Source organism: Micromonospora wenchangensis, from assembly GCF_002210435.1.
GTDB lineage: Bacteria > Actinomycetota > Actinomycetes > Mycobacteriales > Micromonosporaceae > Micromonospora > Micromonospora wenchangensis.
On record NZ_MZMV01000027.1, the window covers coordinates 57,934 to 77,852 of the forward strand.

Genomic DNA, 19,919 nt, shown 5'->3' on the forward strand with positions numbered 1-19,919 from the left:
GGTGACGGGGGTGGAACAGGGCCGGCAGTGCGGGGTGCGCTGTCCGGCCGGCGGCGACCGGCTCAGAGTCCGAGGTCGCCGAAGAACATGACGAGCGGTCCGGCGGTCGCGCCGAGCACGCAGCCCATCGCGACGAACACCGCCCCGCGGAAGTGGTCGCTCATTTCCCCGGGCACACCCCGGTTGAGTTGGATGGCCATCGAGATGCCGAGGATGAGCAGCCCGGCGACGCCCGCCGCGCTGACCCCCCAGGCGAGCAGGTTCAGCAGGTCGTCGGCCGCGCCACCGGCCGGGTTGTACGGCGGCGGTGGCTTGAAGGCCGGCAGCGGGGAGGGTGCGGCCGCCGGATTGCGCGCCAGCACCGCGGCGACGATCCCGTACCCGGAGGTCACGGTGCCCTCCCCTCGCCGGCCGACCCGGTCGCCACCCGCAGCCGGTCCAGGGCCTTGGGCACCCGGGCGGGCTGCTGTCCCAGCCGCCACGCCGGAATCCACGGCACCCGGTGCACCGGCGCGACCGACCGCAGCACCCGGATGCGGCGGGCCAGTGCCGGCGGCAGCCGGCCCGGGGCGTCGGCCAGCAGCACCAGGCCGACCAGCCGCATGCCGGGCGGGTGACGCCCCTCCCGCAGCGCGTTGAGCGCCCGGGACATCGCCCGCATGCCCTCGGCGTTGGTCCGGCCGACCAGCATCACCGTGGCCGGTTCCGCCCGCGCGGCGTCCGGCCACCGGCAGCCGAGGTCGACGCCGCCGAAGAGCCGGGACAGCGTCGTCGCGCCGGCGCCACCGTGCGCCGCGATCCAGCCCAGCCCCGTCTCGGACAGGGACCGCCGGGACGCGGCCGTCCCGGGACCGGTCCGGGCGGACGGCGGCCCCGGTGACATCCGCGGTGCCGGGTCGGTCATCGTCGCGGACCCCATGCACCCACCTCCTTTCGAATGTCGCTGCACTTCGTCGACGCCCCGGTTGAACCACCCCGGGTCCGGCCCCGTCAGTACGGCGGGCCGGGCGGTCGACGGACGCCACTACGACGGGCCCCGCCCCTCGGTTCACGCCGGGGACGAACTTTTTCCACCGCGATGGTGAGCAGCCTGGGAGGCGACATGGCAGCGTCCGACAACGACGGCACGGAGCCGACGCAAGGGTCGAACCGGAGCAGCGCGGCGCTGATCGGCGCGGCCGTGGCGGCCGGGCTGAGCTGCCTGGCCACCCCGGTGGCCGGGGTGGTCGGGGCCGCCGCCGTGTTCGTGATCGGCGCGCTGGGCGTGCTGCTGGCCCCGCTCGTCGCGCTGATCCTGCTCTTCGGCGGCGGCGGTGGCTCGGCCGACCCGGTCAGCGTCGCCGACGACTCGCTGGCCGCCGCGCAGGGCGACGGCAAGGGCACGCTCGACCCCGACCAGGTGCCCGAGGGGCTGGCGGACAGCATCGAGGACGCCGGGAAGACCTGCACCCAGATCGGACCCGTGGTGATCGCCGCGCAGATCGAGGTGGCCTCCGGGTGGGACCCGGCGAAGGTCGGCCCGAACGGGGAGAAGGGCATCTCCCAACTGCCGCCCGAGGTCTTCACACGGTACGGCGAGGACACCGACGACGACGGCGACACCGACGCGGTCGACGAGGAGGACTCGATCGCCGCCCAGGCCAAGCACGTCTGCGCCCTGGCCGGGCAGGCCCAGGCCCTGCTGGACAACGGGGAGGCGATCGGTGAGGTGCTCGACCTGACGCTCGCCGCGTACGCCGTCGGCATCGACGAGGTGCGCCGGGCCGGTGGCGTCCCCTCCACCAACGCCGCCCAGCTCTACCTCGCGCAGGTCCGGTCCCTGTTCGCCAAGTACCAGGGGCTCGGCGGTCCGCCGCCGTCGTTCCCGCCGACCGCCTCGCCCAGCCCCGACGCGTCGGGCGACTGACCCGTACCGACCGGCGGAACCGATCCGACCGGCAGACCGATGAGGAGTGTCCATGACGGTGACGACCCAGCAGGAGCAGACCGGTGCCGACGACGCGCCGCCGGGCGACCGGCCGCCCACCTCGCCGTTCATCCTCTACCTGCGTGACGACGAGTACGTCGAGGAGTTGGAGCTGCTCAGCAACTGGGTCCGGCTGCTGCTCGTACCGATCTACGCCCGGGAGGCGTCCTCGACCGCGCCGTGGTGCGGGCAGTGGTGGCGGCACCCGGAGGCGGTGGCGCAGTTGCACGGCCTGTGGTTGGCCTGGCAGGAACTCACCGGCCCGGAGGCGGGGCTGTGCGGTCCGGCCAACTGGCACCGCGACTACCTGGAACCGGTGCTGACCAGCCTGCGCAACCCGGCCGGCCCGTTCGCCGGCTGCAAGGCGGGCGCGCACCGGGCCAAGGAGGTCCCGCACACCGACCCGTACTGACCGGGGCGGCCCGCCCGGCCCCGGACCGGCACGTCAGGTCCGGGGCGCGGCCGGGTGGGTTCAGCGGGAGATCGGGGCGGTGACGATCGCGGTGCCGTCCACCAGGCCCACGGTGACGAAGGCCAGGTCCGCGACCGGCAGCGACAGCTCGCCGGTCACCTCCTGCGGCCCGGTCGAGGCGGTCCAGTCCCGTACCACGTGGGTGACCCCGTCGCGGGTCACCGCGAACAGCCGGTACCGCAGGCCCTGGCGCAGGCCGGTGGCGGTGATCCGGATGGTGGAGCCCCGCCCCTCGTCGGTGGTGATCGCGACGGAGAGGCTCACCCCCTCGGCCGGCGCCTCCCCGGTCGCGGTGAGCACCACGCCGCTGCGGTCGCCGAGACCGGTGACCACGGCGGTCCCGCCGGCCAGGACGACGGCCACCAGCGCGGCGGCCACCCCGCCCCAGAGGACCATCCGGCGACGCCGGGCCGGATCGGCGGGGCGGCTGCCCCCCGTGCCGGAGGCCGTCGCGGGGCGGTCCCCGCCGGGGCGGCTGCCCGCCCCACGGCCGGTGGCACGCGGGCCGGCCCCCCGGCGGGCACTCCGTCGGGGTGCCGCGACCGGCGTGCCGGACTGCGGGTCCGGCGGTGCGTCGGCGAGCGGTCCGGCGTCGGCGGTCGGGGCCGACCCGGCGGCTGTCGCCGGACCGCCGTCGGCGGTGGATGTCACCGGCTCGCCGGCGGCGGCGGGTGCCGGCGGCGGAGAATCGGCGGGCGGACGCGCGACCGGCACCGGTGCCGCCGGCTGATCGGAACCGGTGGGAGGTGGCGGGCCTACCGGCGGCGCAGCGGGGGTGCGGTCCGGCGGTGGGCCGAACTCGGGCGGTAGCGGGAACTCGGGCGTCAGGCCGGCGAGGTCGTCCCAGTCGGCGGCGTCCAGCCCGCCGAGGGCGCTGGTCACGCCGCCCATCTCGCCCGCCGCGGCCAGGCACTCGTCACAACCGGCCAGGTGGGCCTCGAACGCGACCCGGTCGGCGTCGTCGAGCGCGCCGAGCAGGTAGAGGGCAAGGGCGGCGTGCTCAGCGGTGGGATGTTCGCCCCCGGTGCGCATCACGCCCCCCTTCTCGACCCGGAGACACCGGTGACGGTGTGACGACCCCCGGGACGGCAGCCGTCCGGCGGATCGAGCGGGAAACCGACACGTCGCGTCATCACGACGACTCGGTCGGGCCGATCGCTGCGTGCAGCGCGCGCACCGCATAGTACGTTCTGGACTTTACCGTACCCTCCGGGATTCCCAGTCGCTGCGCGGCCTCGGCGACCGAGGAGCCCTTGTAGTACATCTCGACGAGCACCTCACGGTGTTCCGGTTTGATCTGCTGCAACGCCAACCGGACGGTGTGGGTGCTGACCACCCGGTCCATCTCGTCGTCGGCCGAGGCGAGCCGGTTGAGGTCGGGGATGGCTACCTCGGGCGGGCGGGACTGCCTGGCGCGCATCGCGTCGATGGCCACGTGCCGGGCGACCGTGTAGAGCCACGGGGCGATCCGGCGCGGGTCCTCCGCCAGCGTCTCCAGGTTCCGCCAGGTGCGCAGGAACGTCTCCTGGACCAGGTCCTCGGCGAGTTCCTGCCGGCCGAGGACGAGTCGGGTGAGGAACCGCAGCAGCGGTCCCCGGTACTGCTCGTGGATCCAGCGCATCAGGGCCTCGGGGGAGGCCCGTTCGGTCGCCGCGTCGCCGGTCACCCCGGGCGCATCGTTGGGCACCGCCGACACAGAACGCCTCCCCCTGACGTACGGGTCGCCCCCGTACGGCCGCGCCGTCGTCTCGACGTCCAGCCCGCCTAGGAAGAGAGCATAACCGTGCTCATCGGACGGTCGACCGGGCCGTCGACCGGTCGACCGGGGACGCCGGGGTGCGGCGGTGGACGGCGCGGCGGCGGCCCACCGGTCGGTGCCGTGCGCCGGGGCGACGAGGGTGGCCGCGCTCATCGGGTGAAACGCAGCCAGCGGACGTTGACGAACTCCTCGGGTTGGCCGCTGGCGAACGTGAGGTAGACGTCGTGCACCCCGGTCACCGGGGCGAGGTTCCCCGGCACGGTGACCCAGCTCTGCCAGCCTCCGGTGCCGGCCACCGCGATGCTGCCCACCGGCGGCAGGCCGGGGGCGTCGAGGCGTACCTCGATCAGGCCGGAGACGCCCTGCGGCGCGCCGGAGGCCACCCGCACCTGGAACTGGGTCGCCGGCTCGCGGCCGAAGTCGACCCCCCGGTACCCGGCCCAGTCGCCGTGGGCGAGGAAGCCCAGGTGCTCGCCGCCCTCGCTGGAGGGTTCGGTCCGTACGCCCTGCTGCCGGTCGAAGCTGGCCGCCGCGATCTCCTGGCCCACGCCCCGGGCGGCGACGACGGCCGCCGGCCCCTCCACGACCACCGGCCCCTCCACGACCACCGGGCGCTCGACCTCGGGTTCCGGCTGCCCGGCCGCGCCCCCGCCGAACGGGGTGAGCGTGATGGTCATCTCCCGGGGCGCGGTGTCCTGGATGTAGGAGGCGTCGTCGGCGACGTCGTCGAAGGGGAAGCCGTACGCCCGGCCGTCGGCGCTGTGCCGGTGCAGCACCCGGGAGTAGTGGTTGGTCACCGGATGCTGGTAGTAGGCGTCCCGGCTGGTGGTCGGCTGGTCCGGCTGGTCGAGCACCGACCGGTTGAATCCGGCCCCGAGGACCGCCGCCACCGGCCCGGACCGCCCGTCGTTGGGTGCGGCGAGCGCACCGTCGCAGTGGAACACGTTGAGCGTGGAAGGCCGGTCGAAGGCGCGTACCCCGCCGTCGAAGGTGAACCGCCCGTCGACCACCCGGCCCCGGACGGTGCCCGTCGGTCCGTGGACCCGCAGCTCGGTACGGCTGTACCGGTCCCAGGTCTCGGCGATGTAGCCGTCGTAGTACGCCGGGTCGAAGCGGCCCGTCTCGATGCCCTTGCCGGGTGCGATGACGCGCAGCCCGTCGCCGAGCACCAGCCGGTCGAAGCCGGGCTGGCGGGCCAGCTCGGCGAAGATCGCGTCCCGGCCGCCGTCGACCAGCTTGCCGGTGGCCTGCTCCACGTCGCCGAGCAACCGGATCGACAGCGGGATGCTGAACATGTCCACGGTGGTGGTGTTGCAGAACATGCCGGAGGCGTTGTAGGTGAACTCGCAGCAGTCGTGCAGCACGCCGAAGCTGGGGTCGTCGGCCACCCAGCCGACCGGGTACTGCAACGCCGGTCGCCCGTTGCCGTCGGTGACCACGGTGAACCGCAGCTCGCCGTCGATGGCGAAGTAGATCCGGCCCGACATCATCGGCAGGACGAACCGGGTCACCCCGGAGTCGGCCAGCCGGACGCCGATGTCGGCGGCCCCGTCCGGGCCGTTGTGCGCCGGGTCGGCCGGGGTGAACCGGCCGCTCTCCCGGACGTAGCCCATCGCCCCGGTCTCCGGGTCGGTGCCGACGACGTACATCCGGATCGCCTGATTGGCGAACCGGCCCGTGCTGTTCACCACGTTCAGCGGCAGACCGCCCGAGGCCCGCGCCCGCGAGATCAACGGGGCCGCCACCAGCGGCACGCCGACCACGGCGGCGCCGGCGAATCCCATCCCGAGTACCCTGCGGCGAGAAAGCATCCCAAGCTCCGATCAACGACACGGCCATCGCCGCCGATGCCCGGTGTGACTCCGGCCCGGCCCGGCGGTAGCCACGTTGACGGCCCGCTACGCCCCTCGGTTCAATGTCGACCGGACCAAAATCATCCGATCCGATTCGAGCCCGGTGAACCAAGGACATCGCGCATCCGTCACGACAGCGATGTCGCCACGCCGGAAGGGACACCTCCCGTGAAATCCGATCACCCCTCCGTACTCGCCCGACTGGGGTCGATCCCCCGTCGCACCGCAGCCTTCGTCGTCGCCGGACTCGCCGTGCTGTCCATGGTGGTGGCCGCTGTCGGCTGGGGCGCGGCCGAGGCCCGGGACGACGACCTGACCGGTCGGCCCGTCTCCAAGGAACACCTGACGACCATCCAGTCCGCCGCCCGCTCGTGCCCGACGCTCACCCCGGCCCGGCTGGCGGGTCAGCTGATGGCCGAGTCGGGGTTGGACGGCCGGGCCGACCGGACCGCCTCCGGCGGGCAGGGCATCGCCGGTCTCGACGCCGCCGCGTGGAAGGCGTGGGCGCCGTGGCCCGGCGCGGAACGCTCCGATCCGGCCGCCAACATCCTCGCCCTGGCCCACCTGATGTGCGACCTCAGCGGCCAGGTACGGCTGGCGGACGTCCCGGGTGACACCTGGCGGCTCTCGCTGGCCGCGTTCCACACCGGCCTCGACGAGGTACGCGACGCCGAGGGGGTGCCCACCGACGCGGTCAGGTACGTCGACCAGGCAAGCGGGTACGCCGCCTACTACGGCAAGCTGACCGCGTTCGGCGGTTCCGGCCAGCCCCGCCCCAGCACCGGCGTCCAGCAGCCCAAGGCGGTACCCGGCAGCTACACCGCGCTCGTCGTCCGGGCCGGCTCGGTCTGCCCGGAGGTGACGCCGCCGCTGGTCGCCGCCCAGTTGATGGCGCTGTCCGGGTTCGATGCCAACCTGCTCGGCCCCGAGGGGCAGCGGGGCGTGGCGCAGTTCCGACCCGAGGTGTGGCAGGCGTACGGCCCGTCCGACGCCTCGGCGTGGGACCCGCAGGAGGCGGTCCCGGCGGCCGGCACCGCCCTGTGCGCCCTGCACAAGGAGCTGTCCGGGCTGGAGGGCGACCCGTCGCTGCTGGCGCTGGCCGCGTACCGCAACGGCCCGGCCGCCGTCCGCCAGGCCGGCGGTGACCTGGACGCCGGGACGCAGGCGTACCTGCGGACCGTGCGGGAGCACACCGACTACTACGCCCTCGACAACCGGCTGCGGCCGGCCCCGCCGTCGGCGTCACCGTCCCCCAGCCCGACCGCGACGCCGCCGGCGTCACCGTCGCCCAGCCCGCAGGGCAGCTCGGCCGCCCCGCCGCCGCCCCCGAGCCCGTCGGCCAAGCCGGCCGCGGCCCCGACCCGACCGGCCGGCACCAAGCAGCTCGTGGGCAAGGAAACCGGGCTGTGCGTCACCGCCGGGACCAGCGACGGGGTGCGGGCGGTGCTGAACAAGTGCCGGGAGGAGCGGTCGCAGTGGTGGGACTTCCGCTCCGACGGCAGCGTCCGGGCCAACGGGCTCTGCCTCGACGTGGCCTGGGGTGAGAAGAAGGACGGCACCCCCGTGCAGGTCGCCGTGTGCAGTGGCAATCCCGCCCAGAAGTGGGAGTGGATCGAGTACAACGGCCGCACCTCCCTGTTCAACCGGGAGACCGACCGCTGCCTGGACGTCGACGGGCACGGCGTGGGCGCGCCGATGATGTCCTGGATCTGCGTGTTCAACCCGAAGCAGACCTTCAGCCGGCGGTAGCCGGTCGGGCCGGCGGGCTCCGCTGGACCGTCCTGGTCCACCGGAGCCCGCGGCCTGTGGGCCACCTCAACCCGGCACGGGCGTCAGCAGCCGCAGCCCGGCACGGGCGTCGGCGGCCCGGCCGGGCCGGTGCCGGGCTCAGCCGGCGTACCGGCGGCGACGCAGCCGCAGGCCGAAGACCACGGCGACGCCGCAGAGCAGCGCGATGCCGAGGATGACGGCGAGCGCCGCGCCGTTGTTGCCCTGCTGCTGGCTGGCCACCTGGTTACGGTCGTCGACCGCCACCGACACCGAGGCGGCCGGGTTGATCATGCCGGAGCCGTACCTGGCGTCGGGGGCCGTGCCGATCGCGTCGGCGGTGCTGCGGATGCGCTCCTTGACCTGGGCGGCGGTCAGGTCGGGCTGGGCCGCCCGGATCAGCGCCGCCTGCCCGGCGACGAACGCGACGGCGAACTCGGTGCCGGTGTTGCTGACCGCCTTGCCCCCGCCCACGCCGAGGCTCGCCACGTCCACCCCGGGCGCGACCACCTCCACCGCGCCCTCCACGTACTGCTCGGCGAGCTGGTCGCCGGCACCGACGCCACCGGTGAACAGCAGCGCCCCGCCCCCGGACCGGCCGGCCGGGGACGGCGGCGTCACCGCCCTGGTCGGCGCACCGGCCACCAGCAGGACGTCGTGGTCGAGGGCGGTGGCCACGGAGGACGCCACCGCCGGGTCACCGAGGTCGACGTGGGAGCCGACCGCGACCACCGACGCACCGGCGCTGACCGCCACCTCGATGGCGTTCGCCGCGTCGGCCGCCCGCGCGGCACCCGAACCGCGGACCACCCGCACGGGCAGGATGGTGGCGTCCGGCGCGATGCCCACCGGGCTGCCGTCGACGCTGCTGTCACCGGCGATGATGCCCGCCATCGCGGTGCCGCTGCCCAGGCAGTCGGTGTCCCCGCGGCCGTTGCCGACGGTCACGTCCGCGCCGACCGCCACCCGGCCGCTGAGCTGCTGCACGCTCGCGTCGACGCCGGTGTCGACCACCGCCACCTTGACCCCGTTGCCACGGGTCAGGGTCCAGGCGCTGTCGGCGGCCATCCGTAGCTGCGCCCAGTCCGACCGGCTGCTCGACCCGGTGGTGGCGGTGCACTTCGGACCGGTCGCGCCCGGTCGGGGGCTGCCGCCCGTCCGGGTCGGGCTCGGACTCGGGCTCGGGCTGACGGCCTTGGGCGTGGGGTCGGCTGCGCCGGAGGGCCGGGCACTCGGGGTGGGCCGCTTGCCGGTCGGGAGCTGGCCGTACTTCACCCCCTCACCGGCCGCGTCCCAGGGCAGGACGAGCTGCCAGCCGGCCTTCAGGCTGCCCGGGTCGGTCAGCCGGGACCCGTCGGGCTGCACCCGGCCGGTGTTGAGGTGGTAGATCTCCGCGGACCGGTCGCCGCTGCCGAGGAACCGCCGCGCGATCGCCGTGAGGCTCTCCGGCTGGCCCTGGTACTGCGCCGCGACCACGTAGTACTTCACGTACGGCTGCGGATCGTTGGCGGCCCTCGCCGCAGCCGGCCCGGTCGGCGTCATCAGCACGCAGCCGGCCATCGCCACCGCGAGCAGGCGGGCAAGGATCGAGCGCTTCGCCAGCACTGGGTGTCCCCCTTCAGTCACCATGGCCGAGCGTCACCGGCCTTCACCGTCTATTGCGGATCAGCGGCCGGTCCGTTCAAATCAATCTGAACCAGATTTCCATGATCCTCGTCATGAGGTCAGCCGAGGGTACCGGCCGCCGATGACGGGAACGTCTCCTCGGGCCGTCCCCCCGGTGGGGACAGGTGACCGGCAGGCGGACGACCGTCCACCACCGACGGTGGCGGCGAACGACGGACCGGGCGATCAGGTGCCGGTGGAGACGAAGGTGGGGCGGCGGTGAACGGGCTCGGGCGCACGGCGGAGCCGGTGGGCGGCAGCGGCTTGGACCGGGTGCCGGCCACCCGCCGGTTCGACCCGCGCCGGCACCGCCGCATCGCCGGCCTGTACGACCTCTGGCTGGCCCCGGGCCCCGGCGGACGGCTGGTGGTGCCCACCGCCCCCGGCCGGCCGCTCGACGCGCGGGCCGTCGCCACCCTGGTCCGGCACGGCGCGGACGCCGCGCAGGACGTCCGGATCCTCGCCGACGACGGGGCCCGGCACCTCGACCTGTTCACCGAGGTCGCCGGGCTGCTCGGGCACGACGTGCTGGTCAGCCCGGACGGCTCGGACATCAGGCACGCCATCGACCGGTCGGCCACCGGGTCCACCCGCCCGACCACTGACAGCGGGCCGCTGGACGCGGTGCCGCTGGACCGGGTGACCCGCCAGCCGATGGACTGGCTCGTGCTCCAGCCACCGGACCTCGCCACCTCCCTGCCCGGCTGGTTCGCGGTGGACGACGGGCTGGTCCGTCCCCGTACCGGGGTGGTCGGGTTGCCGCTGCCCGACGGCCTCGCCCTGGCCACCCGGGCCGACTTCGTGACCAGGCGGGCCACCGCGCACCGGCTCGGCGCGTCGACCGGGGTGGTCACCGTCGCCGTCACCGCCCGCTCCGGCGGTTTCCTCGTCGGCACCTACAGCGGCACCCAGGACGTGCACGGCGGCGGGCAGCTCGCCGCGCTCCTCGGCGACCTGCCGCTCTACGGCGCCGACCTGCGGCTCTGGCTGACCTGGCCGTCCGACGCCGACGAGCAGGCCCGGCTCGTCGCGGAGGTGGTCGAGCTGGCCGAGACGACCGGTGCCACCGTCTGGACCCCGCCCGCGGGCGGCCGGGCCGAGCTGATCGACGACCGGCGCGACCTGCGGGCGTTCGACCCGACGGGCGCGGTCGCCGCGTGGCGGGCGCACCGACCGAGGTACGCCGACGGCCCGTCGACCCTCGACGCGACCCCCGAGGGGCTGCTGGTGTCCCGGCGGGACCGGGAACGGATCGTGGTCGCCTCCGCCGCAGTCGTCGACGCCGGCCCGGCCGACGGCCACCCGGGACCGGCCCGCGCCGACGACCCGACCCCTGTACCGGACGGCACCGCCGCGCCACCCCCGGCGGACCCGGCCGACGCGGCACCCCCGACGCCTGTCGGTGACGACGCCGGGGTGGCGGAACAGCCGGCCGTGCCCCTCCCCCGGCCCGCCCTGGTCACCGAGAGCCGCCGCGCGGCCGACTACGGTCCCCCCTGGTTGCGGCGCGGCCAGCAGGTCAACGCCGCGACGTTCGAGGCGTACGTCCTCGTCGAGGGTGACCCGGCGCGGGCGGTCGGCGACGGGCTGCCCGGCGTCGAGTTGTTCGTGCCCGCGTTCCTCGACCCCCGGTCCGCCCCGGCCGGCAGCGACCTGCTGCGGGTGCGGATCTCCCCGGGTGGCGCGATCCCGATGGCGGTGCTGCGGGCGCACGTGCCGGCGCGGTTCAAGTACGTCCTGGGCAGCCCCGACACCTACCTGCTGCCGGCCGCCCGGCTGGACCGGGTCCGGCTGGTGGGCGGCTTCCGCTCCGACGGGTTCAGCCGCCTGCTGCCCACCGTGGACGCCGACGGCGAGCCCCTGCGGATCCGTGCCGCGCCCACCAGCAGGTCGGTCGCCGGGCTGCCGAACGACGTCCGCCGCTGGCCCGGCTTCGGCACCCGGCAGGCGTACGCGCTGCTGCCGGCCCGGTCCCGGGGGCTGCCCCGGGGCTGGCTGCCGCTCTACCAGCAGCGGCCGGTGGCCCGGCCGGGCCGGCTGCTGGTGGAGGTCCGGGTGCCGGCGGGACGCACCGTCGACGTCGGGGCCACCCACACCATGCTGGCCGGGCTGACCCTGGTCCGGACCAGGGTGGACCGGCTGCACCGGGCCGGCGTCGACCTGGTCCTGGGCAGCCGCTCGTACGACCGGATCGTGGTGCAGCGCGCCTTCCGGGCACAGGGGGGCGGGTGGCAGCGGATCGGGGAGGTCACCCCGGGGCCGCTGCCGTCCGCCGTCGCCGGCCTTCAGTCCGCCGTACCGGCCCGGGTGGCGGACCCGCCGTCGACCGGGGACACCTGAACCGACCACCGGCCGGCCGGCACCGGTCCGATCACCACCGGCACGCAGCGCCCGCCGGTGTCCGTGGCGAGCCGCCGTGCCCCGGCCAGTTCCGCACCGGCCAGGCCGGGGGTGAACACCACGTACGGCGCGGGCGGGTCGACGTCGGGGGCGGTCGCCGCCGGCAGCCCCGACAGTGTCCGGCAACCCTCCGGGGCCTGCCCGCCGAACACGTCGCCCACCGTGGCCACGCCGACACCGCCGGCCCGCAGCCGCCTGGCGAACAGGGTGGCCGTCCGCCGGCAGTCGTCGGTGTCGCCGACCAGGGTGAGCACGTCGGGTGCCCGGCCCAGGTCGACGTGCAACCGCCACGGTCCCCGGTGGCCCAGCACCAGCGGCAGGGTCGCCGGGGGCGCGGCCTCGTCCGGGCCCAGCCAGGCGTACGCGGGCGCGCCCCGGCCCGCCGCGACCCCGACCAGCCGGACCCGGATCGGCCCGAGTTCGGTCTCCAGCTCGGTGCTCAGGTACGGGACCTCGTTGCCGGTCGGCACCGCCGGGCGCGGCGGATCCAGCTCGGCCGACGCGCCGCCGGTCCCGGCGGATGCGCCTGCCGACGCGGCGGCAGTCCCGGCGGAAGCCACGCCGGCCGAGGCGGCGGTCCCGGCGGGTGCCCCTGCGACCGGCGCGGTGGCGGTCGGGGTCGACTGTGGTGTCGGGGCCGGCGACACCGCCGGAGCCGGGACAACCGGCGTAGGCGGCGGCACGGCCCGCGGCTGCGGGGTAGCTGTCGTCGGCGGCGGCACGGCTGACGCAACAACCGGTGGCTGTGGGAACGGCGGCGGCGCTTCCGGGCCGGCCGCCGGCGGGACGGCCGGGAGCTGTGGGGCGGCCGGTGGGTCGACCGGGGTCGGTCGGGGTGGTGCCGACTGTGGTGCCCTGGGCGGCCAGACCGGCTTCACGGGCAGCCCGCCCCTCGTCGCGGGGGGTGACGGTCGGACACCGGGGACCACCGCCGTCGATACCGGCACCTCGGCCGGCGTTCCCGGCACGGACTCCCACGCCGGCACGGAGGCCGGTCCCGGGACCGGCTCAGGCACCGGGGGTCCCGCCGGCCCCGGGGCGGACATCGCAGCCGCACCTGCGGACAGCTCCGGCGGGGACGTCGACCCCTCGACCGGTACCGGTGGCGACGCTGGACCCGGTAGTGCCGCCGGGGGCGACGCCGGGGCGGGGGGCCGGGCGGCGGTACGCGGTGCCGGCAGGACCACCGACGGCGGCGGAGGCAGGATCGGCGGGGTGACCGTCGGCGGGGCCGGTCGCCGTGCCGGTGCCGTGACCGGCCGGGTGAGCGGCGGGGCCGGCGGGGGCGACGGCATTGCCGCCGACGTCGGCACTGCGGACGACGGGCGGGTGACCGGGGCCGGCGGGGTGTCCACCTCCCCGGCCACCGGTCCGGCGACGAGTTCGGCGGGGGTCGGGGTGTGGTGCCGCTGCGGCGGCCACGGCCCGTCGTCCTCCAGCACCAGCCGGCGGGGCCCGCCACGACGCAGCAGCAGCACGGCCACGGCGGCGAAGAAGACCGCCAGCAGCCCCGCGCCGACCCGAATCAGCAGCGGGTCCAGCCCGCCGCCCGCCTGCGGAGGGTCCGGCGGCCGGGCGACGGCCCGGGTGGTCGCGGCGGCGGTCCCGGCCGGACGGGAGGGCCCCGCCGAGGACGGGGCCGCCGTGCGCGGCGTCGAGCTGGGGCGGGACGGGGTCGTGGCGCGCGGGCTCGGGCTGGCCGGAGCCGGTGACCGTGGGCCCGGTTGCGGCAGCCGGCCGATCCGCACCCCCTGGCCCTGGGCGTCCCTGGGCAGCACGAGCCGCCATCCGGGGCGCAGGACCACCCCGTCGGTGAACGTCTCGCCGTCGGGCTGGACCCGGCCGACGTTGAGTTCGACGATCTCCCGGAACCGGTTGCCGTTACCGAGGGTACGCAGCGCGATGGCGTAGAGGTACTCCCGTTGCCCGTCGACGGGTGGCCCGACCACGTAGTACCGGCCGGTTTCGGCCGGCACCGCGCTGACCGGCCGCACCGCACCCGCCGGTCGCGCCACGCCCGCCGCCTGCGCCGGCTGTGCCGCCACGAGCAGCGCGATCCCGGCCAGCAGCACCGTGACAAAGGCCCGCCGCATCCCCACCATCGCTTTCCACACCCTCGGTCCCACCGACATCCTCCCGTCCCGGCCCCCTTATACGAACCGGGGTGCCGACGGTTCAACCCGAGCCGGATCGTCCTGCGGGGCGGGCGGGTGGCGTCCCGTCAGGCCGGCGGCCTGCCGCCCGCGCGCACCGCGTCCGCGGGTCGTGCCAGGATGTGGCGATGTCGTACCCCCCTCAGCCGTCGTACCCGTCCGCGCCCGGCCCCGTCACGCCGCTGATCGCCTACCCGCAGCCGATCCCCCCGCCGCCGGGACACGCGGTGCTGGCCGTCTCGGTCAACCGGGGTCCGTACCTGGTGCCCGTCCCGGCCACCAGCCGTTTCAAGGTCGACGGCCGGTTGGTGTCGATCCCCGGCGAGGGAACCTGGTACGTGGCCGTGCCGGCCGGGGCGCACGACATCCGCTACACGGACTTCATCGGCATCCCGATCGTCACCACCGCGCTCACCGTCCAACCCGGACTGGTCTACCCGCTGTCGTTCCGCTTCGGCGGCTGGCGCAACCGGGTCCACGACGGGCAGGGCACCGACGTGACGAAGTTCGGGATGTGGTCGAACTACAGCATCCTGCTCGTCACGTTGGCTGTGCTGGGGGTGCTCTGCTGCGGGGGATTCGGCCTGATCAGCACGCTCTCGACCTCCCCCTGAGCCGAGCAGCAGGGCCGACCAGAGCAGGGTGAGCCGCCCTCGGCGTACCCCAGGTCGCAGACCCCCCCCCGCCGGGCAGCCGGTCCCGCACCGGCGCCTGAGCTACGCCTGCGCCCCACCCGACCTGATGGACGAGGCCGTCCGGCGGCTCGCCCGTGTCCTGCCGGCCGCCGGCCGGGACGGCGGCCCGGTCACCGCCGACCGGTGAGAGCCCACCGGCGGGTGCGGCGGGCCACGACCGCACCGCAGGTCGGACCGCTACCGGCCGGAGCGGCGGTCGGATGGACGCCCGGACGCCGTGCCGTGAGGGTCAGCGCAGCCGGCGGGCGGTGAACCGGGCCGGCGGGTCGGCGACGGCGTCCTGGGCGGCGACCAGTTGGATCTCCCGGGTGCCCGCCGCCAGGGTCCGCTCCAGCACGGTGAAGACCGAGGAGATGGTGCGTTCCAGCGCGGTCGCCGGTGAGCCGGTCGTCCGCAGGTGGGCCAGGTAGAGCGCGGCGGTGACGTCGCCACCGCCGTTGGGGTTGATCGGCAGCAGCGGCGTGGTCACCGCCCAGGCGCCCTCGTCCGAGACGGCCACCACCTCCAGCGAGCCGGCCGGCACGTCGTCGTGCAGCACGCTGGTCACCAGGACGTCCCGGGGCCCGGTGGCCCGGACCACGTCGACAGCGTCCAGCACGGCGGTCAGCGAGGTGGTCGTCCGGCCGGCGAGGAAGTCCAACTCGAAGTGGTTCGGGGTGATGATGTCGGCGCGCGGGACCACCACGTCGCGCAGGTACTCCGGGATGCCGGGCCGGACGAACATCCCCCGCCCGGTGTCGCCCATCACCGGGTCGCAGCAGTACACCGCGTCCGGGTTGGCGGCCCGGACCCGGTCGGCCGCGGCGAGGATGACGGCACCCATCGCCGGATCGCCCTGGTAGCCCGACAGCACCGCGTCGGCGGTGCCGAGCACCCCCCGGTCGGCGATGCCCTCGATCACCTCCGCCACGTCGGCCGGGGCCAGCAGCGGCCCGCGCCACGCGCCGTACCCGGTGTGGTTGGAGAAGTGCACGGTCAGCACCGGCCAGACCTCGTGCCCGAGGCGCTGGAGGGGGAACACGGCCGCCGAGTTGCCGACGTGGCCGTAGGCGACCGAGGACTGGATGGACAGGATCTTCACCGGCTCATCATGGCCGTTCCCCCCGACGCCCCGGGTACGGGCCCACCGATTCGCCCCGCGTCGTCGACCTCCCGGGCGGGACCGGGCCGGCCGTGGCGGTTCCGGCCGGCCCCGGCGGCGCACCCGGGGTCGGCCGGAACCGCACTCAGGTCAGGTCGAGGGTGTACTGCGCGGTGCGCACCGTCCCGTCGACCTGGAAGTCGAAGAACGCCCGGTAGCGGCCCGCGCTCGGGGCGGTCAGCCAGAACCGCACCGTCCCGTCCACCAGTTCCTGGTCCGGGTGGACGTGCACGTAGCCCAGGTCGCCCTCGCGCACCACCACCAGGTGCCCGTACGCCCCCAGGTAGCGCTCCAGGCGGGCCGGCTCGACGCCGTCGAGCCGGAAGGACAGCGGCACGGTCACCCCCACCGTGGGGGCACCGCCCATCGTCACCGTGAACGGCCCGGCCGTCGACTGCGACGCGGCCGGCGGCAGCGGCACCGGGGTGTGCGCGCCGGGCACCTGGTGGTCGACCCCCAGCACCAGCGGGACCGTGGTGCCGTCGGCGCCGGTCACCGAGAAGTCGGCGTAGATCCGGTAGCCGCCGGGCCGGGCCAGCGTCAGCGGAACGCTCCAGGTGCCGTCCGCCGCCATGGTCGGGTGCAGGTGCTGGTAGCCGCTGAGGTCCCGCCCCACCACGACCAGGTGCAGCGGCTTGTCGTGGACGACCGCGAACCGGGTCGCCGGCTTGCCGTCCGCGCCGACGATGCGGAACCGGTAGTCGGCGCGTGCGCCCGCCGGCTGGGTCCGGGCCGCCGGCTGGAGGGTGTAGCCCCCGGCGTTGACCGACAGCCCGGTCACCTGCGCCTGGGCCCCACCGGCGTCGCCGGGATGGGTGTGCGCCCCGGTGCCGGGCCCGTGCTGGTGCCCGTCCCCGGCCGCCAACGCCGCACCGGTGGCCGGCGGGGCGGTGGTGGTGCCGTCGGCGGGCCGGACGCCGGAGCCGATCCGGCCGAGCCCGAAGCCCGCCAGCAGGGCCACCACCAGCCCGCCGACCAGCAACGCGAGACCCGTGTTGCCCAGTCGGGACCCGGCATTCGGCGCGGCAGCGGCGGATGCCGTCTCGCCGGCGGCGGACGTCTCGGCGGATGCCGGCTCGTCGGCCCCGGAGGTCGCTTCGGCGGACCCCGCCCTGGCCCTGACCGTCCCCGCCGCCGTGGCCGGAGCCGCCCCGGCGGGGAGTCGTCTCGCCTTGCCGGAGGCCGGGGCAGCCTTACCCGAGGCCGGGGCAGCCTGGGCCGCAGCCGGGACCGCCTCGGCCGAGGCCGCGCCGGTCCTGGCGGGGGTCGTCACCGGGGCGGTGACCACCGCACGTCGGGCGGCGGCGGGACGGGCCGTCTTCCTGCCACCACCCGTCGTCCCACCACCCGTCGTCTTCGACCGGTTGACCCGGCTGCCGCCCCCGGACCGGGCGGCCGTCCGCCCAGGGCGGGGCCGACCGGCGGGCCGGGTGGCGGGCACCGCACGACGCCGCCACGCCGCGAAGCCGACCGCCGCCGCGACCAGCACCGACCCGCCGGCCCAGGCCAGCCAGCCGAGGCCGTTCCCGTCGTCGTCGGGGGCGGCGGCCGGCGGGGCGGCCGACGCGGCGGCGGTCACCGGGGCGGTCGGCACCGCGGAGGCGGCCGGGCCGGCGGCGTGGCCGGAGGTGGCGTGCTGTTCGGCGGCGGCCACCAGTGCCGGGTCCGGCTGGTCGACCGGGGGCTGCCAGCCGGCCGGCGCGGCGGTCGCCCGTCCCGTGTAGCGGAAGGTCATGGTGCCCCGGACCGGCTCGCCGTCGGAGGCCACCGACAGGTAGCTCACCGCGTACTGGCCGGCCGCCGGCAGGTGGGCCAGCGTCACCACCGCCGGGAAGCCGGTGCTGTACTCCTTCGGCTCGAACTTGCCGTCGACCAGCAGGTACTCCCGGACCGGCTTGTCCAGGGGCCGGGGGGTGCCGTGCCGCCAGCCGTTGTCGACCCGGCCGCCGCCGGGCCCGGTGACGGTGAAGTACGCGTTCGCCGCGACCTGCTCGGTGAAGTACAGCTCCACCGTCGTCAGCGGCTCGGCCACCGTGGCGTTGGCAGCCGGGGTCGACATCGCGAGCGTGCCGTGCGCCTGCGCCGCGGCGCTGGGCAGCAGGACCGCCGCCGCGGCGAACACGAGGGCGAGCAGGCCGGCGAGGGTACGCCCGGCAGGTCCGGTGGCTGGAGGGGGACAGCGCATCGGATCATCCTCACGAAGAGCGGACTTCAATCAATAGTTCACTAACTTTTTACGCAGATGGCAAAAGTTTTGGCTACGGCGTCCCGACCTGAGGTCGGGATGATCAAAACTCGTCCACGGCTCTGCACCCCGTGCCCGACCGGTCACGGTGGGCCTCCGGTCCCGACCCCGGTACGGATGATCCGCCGACGTCTCCCGTCCGTACCAGTGGGCGGGGATGACGCCGGGTATGCCGTACGCTCACCCGGGACCTACTACACCCCGTCGTTACCGTTGACTGACGACGACGGAGCACGGCAGGCGGTAGAACCGGACACGGAGGTGGCAGGTGGGCGACGACGACGCGGAGATCACCGCGTGGGCGCTGGCCGCCGGTCGGGGTGACCGGGAGGCCGCGGCCCGCTTCATCCGGGCGACCCAGCAGCACGTACGACGGTTCGTCGCGCACCTGATCAGCCCGGCCGAGGCCGACGACCTCACCCAGGAGACGTACCTGCGGGCGATGCGCTCGCTGCCGTCGTTCGCCGCCCGTTCGTCGGCCCGTACCTGGCTGCTCGGCATCGCCCGGCGGACCGCCGTCGACCACGTCCGGGCCGCCACGTCGCGTCCGCGTACGGTGCCGCTGTCCGAGTGGCACGACACGCCGGATACCCGGGGCAGCGGCTTCGACGGCGAGGTGGTCCTCAACGACCTCCTGCTGGCCCTGCCCGCCGACCGCCGGGAGGCGTTCGTCGCCACCCAGGTCCTCGGCCTGTCCTACGCCGAGGCGGCCGAGGTGTGCGGCTGCCCGGTCGGCACCATCCGGTCCCGGGTCGCCCGGGCCCGCGAGGATCTCGTCGTGGCGGTCGAGGGGAACCCCCGGGCGATCCGCCGCCGGCCGGGAAGCGCCGCCGGCTGACCGCCGACCCCGGGCCGCGACCGCGCCCGGGAGAGCCCACGGGAACCACCACGCCCTGCCGGCCGACTACCCTTACATGGGGTGTGAGCAGTGGCGGGAGATCCTGTCGGCACAGTTGGACGGCGAGGAGACCCCCGCCGAGCGGATCGCGGCGGACGCGCACCTGGACGGGTGCGTGGCCTGCCGGGTCTGGTGTGACCGGGCCGCGACGGTGACCCGGCGGACCCGCCTGACGCTCTCCACCGCCGACCGCCGCGACCCGACCGCCGACACGCCCGGCCGGCTGCGGTCGACGGCGGCCTGCCCCGATCTCGCCGACGTCGTGCTGGCCGCGCTCCCCGTCCCCCGCCGGTTGCGGGACCGGCTCGTGCCGGGCCTGCGCACCGGGCTGGCCCTCATCGGCGCCCTGCAACTGGTGCTGGGGCTGGCCCAGGTCGGCCGGGGCCCGGCCGCCGGGCACGCCCACGGCGCGCTCGACACGCTGGCCTCCGGGCACCTGTGGCACGAGTCGGCCGCGTGGAACATCGCCGTCGGCGCCGGTTTCCTCTTCGTGGCCGCCCGACGCACCCCCACCGGGGGGCTGCTGCCGATGTTGAGCGCCTTCGTCGGCGCGCTCGTGTTGCTCTCGGCCAACGACCTGGTCACCGGCCGGGTGGAGCCGACCCGGCTGGTCAGTCACGGGTTCCTGGTCACCGGCTACCTGATCGTGGTCGCGCTGTCCCGACCCCGGCTGCGGCCGGACGGCCCGGCGGGGCGGGGCCGGGGTGACCGGCCCGCCTGGCGGCTACGCACGGACGACGTGCCCGCCGCCGCCCCGACGGTGCGCCTGCTGCCCCCGTACGCGGGCTCGGCGCGGACCCGCGACCGGTCGGCCGCATGACCGGACGCCGTCGCCGCAGGTGGGGTGGCGGCGGCGCGGCCCGGCCGGCGGGACCGGTCCACTCCCCCGCGACGGCACAATCCCG

Annotated in this window: 16 protein-coding genes; 7 read left to right on the top strand and 9 right to left on the bottom strand. The window is 75.8% G+C overall.

The features are described 5' to 3' along the window. Positions 1-62: 62 nt before the first annotated feature. Positions 63-392, bottom strand: coding sequence for a hypothetical protein (locus B5D80_RS17300; RefSeq protein ID WP_211291546.1), 330 nt, complete (start codon positions 390-392; stop codon positions 63-65). Next, positions 389-919, bottom strand: a complete 531-nt coding sequence (locus B5D80_RS17305; protein ID WP_245854689.1) for a hypothetical protein — start codon at positions 917-919, stop codon at positions 389-391. Before B5D80_RS17305 ends, B5D80_RS17300 begins: the two co-directional genes overlap by 4 nt. A 183-nt stretch (positions 920-1,102) precedes the next feature. Between B5D80_RS17305 and B5D80_RS17310 the strand changes: the two genes are divergently transcribed. Further along, positions 1,103-1,906, top strand: a complete 804-nt coding sequence (locus tag B5D80_RS17310) for a transglycosylase SLT domain-containing protein (protein WP_158224203.1) — start codon at positions 1,103-1,105, stop codon at positions 1,904-1,906. A gap of 52 nt (positions 1,907-1,958) precedes the next feature. Further along, on the top strand, positions 1,959-2,378 hold the full coding sequence (locus tag B5D80_RS17315; protein ID WP_088644919.1) for a DUF4913 domain-containing protein: 420 nt from the start codon (positions 1,959-1,961) through the stop codon (positions 2,376-2,378). A gap of 60 nt (positions 2,379-2,438) precedes the next feature. Here B5D80_RS17315 and B5D80_RS17320 read toward each other — a convergent pair whose 3' ends face one another. The 3 genes from B5D80_RS17320 to B5D80_RS17330 all read right to left on the bottom strand — a co-directional run bounded on the left by B5D80_RS17320 (position 2,439) and on the right by B5D80_RS17330 (position 5,981). After that, on the bottom strand, positions 2,439-3,470 hold the full coding sequence (locus B5D80_RS17320) for a zf-HC2 domain-containing protein (RefSeq protein ID WP_158224204.1): 1,032 nt from the start codon (positions 3,468-3,470) through the stop codon (positions 2,439-2,441). Positions 3,471-3,570: 100 nt separating this feature from the next. Further along, positions 3,571-4,125, bottom strand: a complete 555-nt coding sequence (locus tag B5D80_RS17325; RefSeq protein WP_088644951.1) for a sigma-70 family RNA polymerase sigma factor — start codon at positions 4,123-4,125, stop codon at positions 3,571-3,573. Positions 4,126-4,346: 221 nt separating this feature from the next. Next, positions 4,347-5,981, bottom strand: coding sequence for a beta-1,3-glucanase family protein (locus tag B5D80_RS17330; RefSeq protein WP_211291547.1), 1,635 nt, complete (start codon positions 5,979-5,981; stop codon positions 4,347-4,349). Between the two features lie 237 nt (positions 5,982-6,218). Here B5D80_RS17330 and B5D80_RS17335 point away from each other — a divergent pair, with 237 nt between their 5' ends. Next, positions 6,219-7,799 carry a ricin-type beta-trefoil lectin domain protein gene (locus B5D80_RS17335; RefSeq protein WP_245854691.1) on the top strand — a complete coding sequence of 527 codons (1,581 nt, stop codon included), beginning with the start codon at positions 6,219-6,221 and terminating at the stop codon, positions 7,797-7,799. 138 nt (positions 7,800-7,937) lie between these two features. Here B5D80_RS17335 and B5D80_RS17340 read toward each other — a convergent pair whose 3' ends face one another. Next, on the bottom strand, positions 7,938-9,422 hold the full coding sequence (locus B5D80_RS17340; protein ID WP_088644922.1) for a S8 family serine peptidase: 1,485 nt from the start codon (positions 9,420-9,422) through the stop codon (positions 7,938-7,940). A gap of 279 nt (positions 9,423-9,701) precedes the next feature. Between B5D80_RS17340 and B5D80_RS17345 the strand changes: the two genes are divergently transcribed. Further along, positions 9,702-11,822: a hypothetical protein gene (locus B5D80_RS17345; RefSeq protein WP_245854693.1), complete on the top strand. Its 2,121-nt coding sequence runs from the start codon at positions 9,702-9,704 to the stop codon at positions 11,820-11,822. On the opposite strand, the gene B5D80_RS17350 is transcribed toward B5D80_RS17345, so the two are convergent. Beyond that, complete coding sequence (locus B5D80_RS17350; RefSeq protein WP_088644923.1) at positions 11,768-13,984, bottom strand: hypothetical protein; 2,217 nt, start codon at positions 13,982-13,984, stop codon at positions 11,768-11,770. The genes B5D80_RS17345 and B5D80_RS17350 overlap by 55 nt on opposite strands. Before the next feature lie 179 nt (positions 13,985-14,163). Here B5D80_RS17350 and B5D80_RS17355 point away from each other — a divergent pair, with 179 nt between their 5' ends. Next, a complete protein-coding gene (locus B5D80_RS17355) occupies positions 14,164-14,649 on the top strand; it encodes a hypothetical protein (protein WP_088644924.1) in 486 nt (161 codons plus the stop codon). Positions 14,650-14,959: 310 nt separating this feature from the next. Here the strand turns inward: B5D80_RS17355 and pdxY are convergent, their stop codons facing one another. Next, entirely contained in the window at positions 14,960-15,811 is an 852-nt protein-coding gene (pdxY, locus tag B5D80_RS17365; RefSeq protein WP_088644926.1) for a pyridoxal kinase PdxY, read from the bottom strand. A gap of 145 nt (positions 15,812-15,956) precedes the next feature. Continuing rightward, entirely contained in the window at positions 15,957-18,056 is a 2,100-nt protein-coding gene (locus B5D80_RS34815) for a copper resistance CopC family protein (protein WP_088644927.1), read from the bottom strand. Positions 18,057-18,384: 328 nt separating this feature from the next. Between B5D80_RS34815 and B5D80_RS17375 the strand changes: the two genes are divergently transcribed. Further along, on the top strand, positions 18,385-18,954 hold the full coding sequence (locus tag B5D80_RS17375) for a sigma-70 family RNA polymerase sigma factor (RefSeq protein ID WP_088644928.1): 570 nt from the start codon (positions 18,385-18,387) through the stop codon (positions 18,952-18,954). Positions 18,955-19,030: 76 nt separating this feature from the next. Then, positions 19,031-19,834, top strand: a complete 804-nt coding sequence (locus B5D80_RS17380) for a zf-HC2 domain-containing protein (protein ID WP_088644929.1) — start codon at positions 19,031-19,033, stop codon at positions 19,832-19,834. The last annotated feature ends 85 nt before the right edge of the window (positions 19,835-19,919 follow it).